Below are 7,481 nucleotides of genomic sequence, written 5' to 3' on the forward strand. Positions count from 1 at the left end.
GGTGGGAGCCGGTGAAGGAACTGACTGACTGGCCCCTGAGCGTGCGAGTACGTTTGCAGCAGGACGGCTATGCGGTAGGGCTGGACGCTGAAGAAGGCCCGCCGCAGTTGCTGATGCTCAGCAACGATGAAACCAGTGCCTTCACGCTGACATTCGAGTCCGGCAACAGGACCTGGTTGAGCCTGTCCGGCGATGGCATCGGCGAGGTGGCGATCGATGGCTAGCCGGTCATCCTTGTCGTCCATGGGCGGCTTCACGCTGCTGGAAATCATGGTGGCCCTGGCGGTCTTCGCGACACTGGCGGCAGCCGTGCTGTCGGCCAGTCAATATGCGGTGAAACAGCGCAACGCCGTCGAGACACGGCTGTTCGCGGCGTGGCTGGCGGATAACCGGTTGAACGAGCTACGCCTGCAATCCGGCCTGACGGCCGGCCAGCAACAACAGGTCGTGTCCATGGATCAGCGCGACTGGGTGCTGCAACAGCACATCAGCGCCACCCGCGATCTGCGTTTACTCGAGGTCGACATTCAGGTCAGCCCGGCGAACAGTGCGCACGCGTTGTATCGTGCCAGCGGCTGGATACCCGCGAGCCATGAGTAGGCAGCGTGGGTTCACCTTGCTGGAGCTGGTCATCGCCATGGCCATCTTCGCCGTGCTGGGGCTAGCCAGTTGGGGCTTGTTCGATAGCGTGCTGCGAGTGCAACAGGGCACGGCGGCCCACGAGCGAGAGCTGAGGAACCTGCAACGAGCGATGGCGGTGATCGAGCGGGATCTGCTGCACGTCGCTGCGCAGCCGATGGTGCTTGCACCGCCGCTTTTTCAGTTCCAGCGCAGTCACTGGCGCAATCCTCTGGACCAACCGCGCAGTGAGCGCCAGATACTGACCTATCGACTCGAAGGCAGCGTGCTGTGGCGCGAAAGCCAGGGCGAAGGTACGGAGTTCGTGCAACGGCAAAGACTGCTCGAAGGCGTTCGTGAGTTGCGCTGGCGTTTGTTCGACAGCCAGTCCGGCTGGGTCGCTCATTGGTCGGCCGGGCAGGATACGAAGGCGCTCATGGCGCTGGAGGTGCAAATCTCGGCCGGGCGCTTCAAATCGATTCGTCGGGTGTTGCCGATGCCGGGTGCATTGCCATGAACGGGCGCCAACGCGGCATTGCGTTGATCAGTGTATTGCTGGTCATGAGCCTGGCGCTGCTGATCACCGGCGGCTTGTTGCGCAGCCATCACCTTTCGCTGCAAAGCAGTGGGCAACAGTTGCTGCAGATGCAGCTGCGGCAGCTCGCATCGGACGGGGAAACCTGGGCGTTGTTGCTGTTGCGCGACGCGTTACAGGACGCGGAAAAACCCGTCGAGCGGTTTCAAGGCTGGACGGCCATGGCGCCAGGTTTCGACGTTGAAGATGCGCAGATCCGAATCGATATCGATGACCTCGCCGGGCGCTTCAATCTCAATGCGTTGTTACGCCAGGGGCAGGTGGATCAGGTCACCCTCAACCGTTGGGCGCGCCTGCTCGAACTGCTCGAACTGCCTCCTCTGCAACTGAGCCAGGTGGGACCGCTGGAGGAACTGAGCCAGCTGCGCTTGCTGCCTGGCATTGACGCTCGCCTGCTGCAGCGGCTGGAGCCCTGGGTGGCACTGCTGCCCACCGAAACCGCCTTGAACATCAACACTGCGCCGGCGCTGCTGTTGAGAACACTTGGCGAGGTGGACGCCGCGACCGCCGATGCGCTGGCGCATCAGGCGGCAACCACGCCCTGGGCGAGCGTCCAGGCGTTTACCCAGGACCCGTTGCTCTCCGGGCAGGGCCTGAGCAATCACGGACTTGGTACCCAAAGCCGCTGGTATCGGATAAGGGTGCAGGTGACCCGGGACGGGCGCGAACTGCGCCTGGCCACGGATGTCGGGCACGACCCCAAGGCTCGACAGCTGACGGTGCTGCAACGACGTTTTCTTCCCATGAGTAGCCACGAGAGACCGCGATGAACACTTGGCTTTACCTGACCGCCGAGGGGCAGGACGCGCCATCCGGCCTCTGGCCCTGCGTCCTGTGGTCGCCAACCTGTCAACGTCAGCCGATGCCACTGAATCAGGCGGCCTCGGCATTGCAGGGGCAGGCGGTTGATGTGCTGCTGCCCATGGAACTGTGCAGTTGGGTTCGCAGCGAGCCATGGCCTTCGCGACGCAGGCCCGAAACCCAGGCCATGGCCTACGCCGTGGAAGATCAACTGAGTGAAGCGCTGGAAGTTGTGCATCTGAGCGTTGGCGCTCGTGATCGTGAAGGCTGCTACCCGGTCATGGTCATTGGCCGCGAGCGGTTGGCCACCGTGCTCGACTTGCTGCGCGAAGCGGGTATTGAGGTGCGCGGGGTGTTCGTCGATGCCGATCTGTTGTCCGGCGATCAGCCGTGCGGCGCCTGGTGGTTCGGGCGCTGGTTGTTGGGTGCAGGCCTGTCGGCGCGCCTGGCGATGTCGCAAGACGACCTGACGCTGCTCACTCCGTCATTGCCCAACGACATGCAATGGCTGGATGAGCGTGAGTCCCCCGCCGTCATCGACCAATGCCTGACTCAGCGCCCGACCCGGGCCATCAACCTGCTGCAAGGCGCATTCGCCCCACAGGGCAAGCGTCTGCCCTGGCGTGCCGGCGGGTGGGCGTTGTTGATGCTGGCGCTGTTGACCTGGGGTGCCAGCGAAACGCGGATCCGCTTACTTGACAGCGAAGCCAGCCGCCTCGCAATCCAGAATGAACTGCGATTCAAGGCGCTCTACCCTGAACAGAGCCGCATCGTCGACATGGCCGCGCAACTCAAGGCCCTGCAAAGCCAGCCTGTCGAATCGCAAAACACCCGCATTGCCGGGCTGGTCCGGTTGATTGAGCAGGTGATTGGCGCTAGCCCGGTCGAGGTCCAGCGCATCGAGTTTCGAGCAGGCGAAGGCTGGAAAATCCAGCTGACCTCCAGCGGCTTTACCGAGCTGGAGCAGTTGCGGGAACGCGGGCGACAACAAGGCACGCCCGTCCGGCTCGACAGCGCGAACAAAGCCGCTGACCGGGTGCACGCCACCCTCACCGTGGAGGACGAGGCATGAAGCAGGCATGGCGGCGCATTTCCGTGCGCGAACAGCGGCTGCTGCAGGTATCGGGGGCTTTTTTGTTGGCGGTTGTGGCTTTCAGCCTGATCTGGCAACCGACCCGGCAGCGGCTGGAAACAGTCGAGCGACAGTATCAACAGCAGGCAGGGCTGGCCGCGCAACTGCAGCGGGCGTTACCGCGCAGCCATGTCCCCGTCGACAGCGAAAAACCGCTATCGCTGCGCATCAGCGAAAGCGCTACGGCGGCGGGGTTGGAAATCCGTCAGATGGAGAGTGAAATCGATCTGCTTCGCGTGACCCTCAATGGCAACGCGCAACCCTTGATGCAGTGGCTCGATGGGATCGAGCGCGATGGCGTCGCGCTACAAACCCTGACGCTGGAGAAGCGTGACGATGCCCTGGAGGCGCGGGTGGTGCTCAAGTAGCCGAGGTGTTCTGCGGCAACAACGGTAACTTCGCCAGCTTCAACGCGATCAGCAGCGCAATCACCAGCAGCGTGCCGATGAACAACCCGATCCCGTTCCAGCCGCCCAGGTGCCAGAACACGCCACCCACCGTACCGGCGATGCTTCCCCCGGCGTAGTAGCTGAACAGGTACAAGGACGATGCTTGCCCCTTGGCCCAGGTGGCGCGGCGACCGATCCAGCTGCTGGCCACCGAGTGGGCGCCGAAGAAGCCGAAGGTAAAGATCAGCATGCCGATGATCACCAGCGGCAATGGCGTAAACATCGTCAGGGCGAGACCACCGATCATCAGCGCGATGGTGCTCCAGAGCACTTTGCGGCGGCCGAGTCTGTCGGCCAGCGAGCCGATTTTCGCCGAGCTGTAGATGCCCGACAGGTACACCACCGACAGCAACCCGACGAAGGCCTGTTCCATGTGGTACGGCGCGGCCAGCAGGCGGTAGCCGATGTAGTTGAACAGCGTGACGAACGCGCCCATCAGCACAAAGGCTTCTAGAAACAGTAGCGGCAGACCGGCGTCGCGAAAGTGCATGGTGAAACCGTCGAGCAGGCTGCGCGGGTGCAGCGAGCGGGCGCGGAAGTTGCGCGATTCGGGGAGGATTTTCCAGAACACCGCCGCGGCAATCAGCGCCAGGCCACCGATCACCAGCATCGCCGTGTGCCAGCTGACGAAGTCGATCAATACCCCGGTGATCAAGCGTCCGCTCATCCCGCCAATCGCGTTGCCACCGATGTACAAACCCATGGCAAGGCCGATGTGCTGTGGGTGGATCTCTTCGCTCAGGTAGGTCATGGCGACAGCCGCCAGACCGCTCAACGACAATCCGATCAGCGCACGCATCAGCAGCACACCGTGCCAGCTCGGCATCATCGCACTGGCCATGGTGCACAGCGCAGCGGCGAACAGTGCTGCCACCATCACCGGTTTACGTCCGATACGGTCGGAAATCGGGCCAGTGATCAGCAGGCCGATGGCAAGCATGCCGGTGGCGATAGACAGGATCAGGCTGCTTTGCGCCGCGTTGATGGAGTACTCGTCGGACAGCAGCGGCATCATCGGCTGCACGCAGTAGAGCAGGGCGAAAGTCGCGAAGCCGCCGCAGAACAACGCCAGCACCGTGCGCATGAACGCCGGGGTGCCTTTTTCGATGTAGATCTCCGCCAGCTCAGCGGCGATAGCGTCCGGCGCTGAAGGTGAAACTTCATGGGCGAGTGGGGCGACAGCAGTTTTCACGTGGGACCTCGGAGGGCGCAGCCGGTCAGGCAGTGAAAAAAGCATATAGCTGGCTAATGATTCAATCCAATATATTGTTCGACCTGTTTGATAGCTTTTACGACCTAATGGGGTTTCCATGGAATTGCGTCATCTGCGCTACTTCATCGCCGTCGCCGAAGAACTGCATTTCGGCCGCGCCGCACAAGTGCTGGGTATCTCCCAGCCACCGCTGAGCCAGCAAATTCAGGCGCTGGAACAGGAAGTCGGCGCCCGGTTGTTCGAGCGTACCAATCGTCGGGTCGAGCTGAGCGAGGCCGGTCGGCTGTTTCTGGAAGAGGCGCGGCGGGTGCTGGCGCAGGTCGACAAAGCGGCGGATGTCGCGCGACGGGCGCAACTGGGCGAGTTGGGTGAGCTGAAAATCGGCTTCACCTCGTCGGCACCCTTCAACTCGACCATTCCCCAGGCGATTTTCTCTTTCCGCCAGCGCTTCCCGGCGGTGCTCCTGAACCTGCGGGAAATGAGCAGCACCCAGGTGGCCGATGCGCTGGTGGACGAGTCGATTGAAGTCGGGATCATGCGCCCGCTCGGGCTGCCGGATTGCCTCAGCGTGGTCGAACTGATGCGCGAGCCACTGGTCGCGGTGCTCAGTTCCAAGCACCCCTTGGTAGAGGGCAGTGAGGAGGGCTTGTTCCTGTCAGCCCTGGCGCTTGAGCCCTTTGTGTTTTTTCCGCGCAGCTACGGCAGTGGCCTGTATGCGCAACTGCTCAGCCTGGCCCGGGACTCCGGCTTCAGCCCGCACTTCGCCCAGGAGGCCGGCGAGGCGATGACCATCATCGGGCTGGTGGCGGCGGGGCTTGGTGTGTCGGTGCTGCCGGCGTCTTATCAGCGGATGCGCATTGATGGCGTGGTCTATCGGCCCTTGCTCGATCCGGCGGCGGTGTCGGCGGTGTGGCTGGTGCAGCGCAAGGATCAGAAGTCGCCGATGGCCAAGGCGTTTGTGGAGTTGTTGACGCGGAAAGTTGAGCCGTTGGAAGTGTGACTGCTTTGCAGTGAATTGATTTGTCTGCCGGGCGTCGACACATCAGAAAGAGTGGTTGAGCGGGTGTAGCTCAACGGCTACACTCGGTGCATGACGGAGATCCTTCGAAGTTCAACATTCTCTGGCTGGCTGTTAAAGCTGGCCGATAGTCGCGCCAGGATGCGTATTCAGGTGCGAATTGACCGCATGGCCGATGGGAATTTCGGTGATGTCAAAGCCATCGGAGAAGGGTTGAGTGAAGCACGTATCGACTATGGTCCCGGTTATCGGATCTATTTCATGCAGCAAGGCAGCCAGTTGGTCATCCTCCTTTGTGGCGGAGACAAAAGCAGCCAACCCCGTGACATCAAACAAGCCAGGCTCATTGCGAAATCCTGGCAGGAGCAAAACCCATGACCGAACAATTCACTCGCTGGGACTCTGCCGAGTACCTCAAGACCGAAGAGGACATGGCTAATTACCTGGATGCTTGCATGGAAGAGGCGGGAGATGACCCTGCGTTCATCGCCAAAGCACTAGGGACTATTGCACGTGCTCGCGGCATGACTCAGGTCGCACGGGATGCGGGGCTTTCTCGGGAAAGTCTTTATCGTGCATTGTCAGGTGAGGGGAATCCGGAGTTCGGCACCATCCTGAAAGTCGTTAAGGCATTGGGCTTGAAATTACACGCCAGCACCTGAAATACTGCCAATGTTCCCGAAAGGGGCTTGTGAGACTCTGAGGATCCTGGGCAACCAGCCATCGCAGAGCCAGGCAGGTACAGGGCGATGACAAGCCGACCTGTTTGTGAAGGGGCGCCGAAAGGCGCCCTTTGTCGTTTCTGGTGTTTCTGAAAACGTTGAATCCGAGGAAGGTGAGTCACTGTAGGAGCGAGCCTGCTCGCGATGGACTAAAGAGCGCCGCGTGCATCCAGGAAACACGTGTCATCGTTAACGACCATCGCGAGCGAGCTCGCTCCTACAGAAGATCAGAAGCTTCACCACTGTTTGTGGGACTTTTCTGAAGTGCTTCCGACAGGCTACAGCGCCTTGCGGCGTTACCTACAACTACTCCAGAATCCGCCGGCTTGTGCGCTTTGAGGGGCATCGCTAACTTGATTCGCGTCACTGATTGTCAGTGGTCGGGTTTAGTAGCCCGCTTTCCATATCTAGCGCATTGGCGCTCCTGATAGGCAGGTATCTCTATACCTGCCCTTGACGGTAGCTGTGCGCAGGGCGCCTTCGGGTGCGCCGGATTGATGTGGACCGGTCTACTAACCTGCGTACAGCTGCCACCCTTCTTTTTCAGGACGCTGAATCATGACCCATACGCCAAAGCCACCGGATACCGATCCAGACGCGCCACGCCAACCCGGCACGATCTTCCTCATTGCCCCCGACATCGACAACCACACCCTGCTGGAATACGCCTGCGTGTCGCTGGCATCAGCCAATGTCATGGCCAGAGACTTCGCCAGAAACCTGAAGGGGCCGGAGGGGCACACACTGTTGGGAATTCAGCAGTCGATCATGCTGGGGGAGCTGGCGGTGAATCGGGTGCTGGATAACCTCGACCCACCGTAAACCTCTGTAGGAGCGAGCCTGCTCGCGATGGACGTCAACGATAACGCGGGCAGCCTGAATGAACGCGTTGCCCGGACGTTTTTCGCGAGCAGGCTCGCTCCTACAAGGGAA

General features: G+C 61.4%; 11 protein-coding genes. 10 read left to right on the plus strand and 1 reads right to left on the minus strand.

Annotated features, from left to right (window positions below; translation table 11 throughout):
- The first annotated feature begins 11 nt into the window (after positions 1 to 11).
- From PspS34_RS01930 to gspM, 6 genes are read left to right on the plus strand one after another with little or no spacing between them, the layout of a single operon-like run.
- Positions 12 to 224 carry a hypothetical protein gene (locus PspS34_RS01930; protein WP_223509070.1) on the plus strand — a complete coding sequence of 71 codons (213 nt, stop codon included), beginning with the start codon at positions 12 to 14 and terminating at the stop codon, positions 222 to 224.
- Complete coding sequence (gspI, locus tag PspS34_RS01935) at positions 217 to 600, plus strand: type II secretion system minor pseudopilin GspI (RefSeq protein ID WP_154861177.1); 384 nt, start codon at positions 217 to 219, stop codon at positions 598 to 600. Before PspS34_RS01930 ends, gspI begins: the two co-directional genes overlap by 8 nt.
- A complete protein-coding gene (locus PspS34_RS01940; protein ID WP_150811950.1) occupies positions 593 to 1,135 on the plus strand; it encodes a type II secretion system protein GspJ in 543 nt (180 codons plus the stop codon). Before gspI ends, PspS34_RS01940 begins: the two co-directional genes overlap by 8 nt.
- Entirely contained in the window at positions 1,132 to 1,983 is an 852-nt protein-coding gene (locus PspS34_RS01945; protein ID WP_150811949.1) for a type II secretion system protein GspK, read from the plus strand. The genes PspS34_RS01940 and PspS34_RS01945 overlap by 4 nt, the downstream gene beginning before the upstream one ends.
- Positions 1,980 to 3,086 (plus strand): type II secretion system protein GspL, encoded by a 1,107-nt coding sequence (gene gspL / locus PspS34_RS01950; protein ID WP_154861176.1) that lies wholly within the window; start codon positions 1,980 to 1,982, stop codon positions 3,084 to 3,086. The genes PspS34_RS01945 and gspL overlap by 4 nt, the downstream gene beginning before the upstream one ends.
- Positions 3,083 to 3,514 carry a type II secretion system protein GspM gene (gene gspM, locus PspS34_RS01955; RefSeq protein ID WP_154861175.1) on the plus strand — a complete coding sequence of 144 codons (432 nt, stop codon included), beginning with the start codon at positions 3,083 to 3,085 and terminating at the stop codon, positions 3,512 to 3,514. Before gspL ends, gspM begins: the two co-directional genes overlap by 4 nt.
- On the opposite strand, the gene PspS34_RS01960 is transcribed toward gspM, so the two are convergent.
- Positions 3,507 to 4,787 (minus strand): MFS transporter, encoded by a 1,281-nt coding sequence (locus PspS34_RS01960; protein WP_154861174.1) that lies wholly within the window; start codon positions 4,785 to 4,787, stop codon positions 3,507 to 3,509. The two genes, gspM and PspS34_RS01960, sit on opposite strands and share 8 nt — an antisense overlap.
- 118 nt (positions 4,788 to 4,905) lie before the next feature.
- Between PspS34_RS01960 and PspS34_RS01965 the strand changes: the two genes are divergently transcribed.
- The 4 genes from PspS34_RS01965 (at position 4,906) to PspS34_RS01980 (ending at position 7,370) form a co-directional block, all read left to right on the plus strand.
- Positions 4,906 to 5,808, plus strand: coding sequence for a LysR family transcriptional regulator (locus PspS34_RS01965; protein WP_154861173.1), 903 nt, complete (start codon positions 4,906 to 4,908; stop codon positions 5,806 to 5,808).
- A gap of 90 nt (positions 5,809 to 5,898) precedes the next feature.
- Entirely contained in the window at positions 5,899 to 6,204 is a 306-nt protein-coding gene (locus tag PspS34_RS01970) for a type II toxin-antitoxin system RelE/ParE family toxin (RefSeq protein ID WP_090452714.1), read from the plus strand.
- A complete protein-coding gene (locus PspS34_RS01975; protein WP_007943750.1) occupies positions 6,201 to 6,488 on the plus strand; it encodes an addiction module antidote protein in 288 nt (95 codons plus the stop codon). The genes PspS34_RS01970 and PspS34_RS01975 overlap by 4 nt, the downstream gene beginning before the upstream one ends.
- A gap of 618 nt (positions 6,489 to 7,106) precedes the next feature.
- The gene (locus PspS34_RS01980; protein WP_154861172.1) at positions 7,107 to 7,370 is read left to right on the plus strand and encodes a hypothetical protein; all 264 of its coding nucleotides are present in this window, start codon (positions 7,107 to 7,109) and stop codon (positions 7,368 to 7,370) included.
- The last annotated feature ends 111 nt before the right edge of the window (positions 7,371 to 7,481 follow it).

Origin of the sequence: Pseudomonas sp. S34 (assembly GCF_009866745.1) — a bacterium.
In the GTDB taxonomy this organism is placed as follows: Bacteria; Pseudomonadota; Gammaproteobacteria; order Pseudomonadales; family Pseudomonadaceae; genus Aquipseudomonas; species Aquipseudomonas jessenii.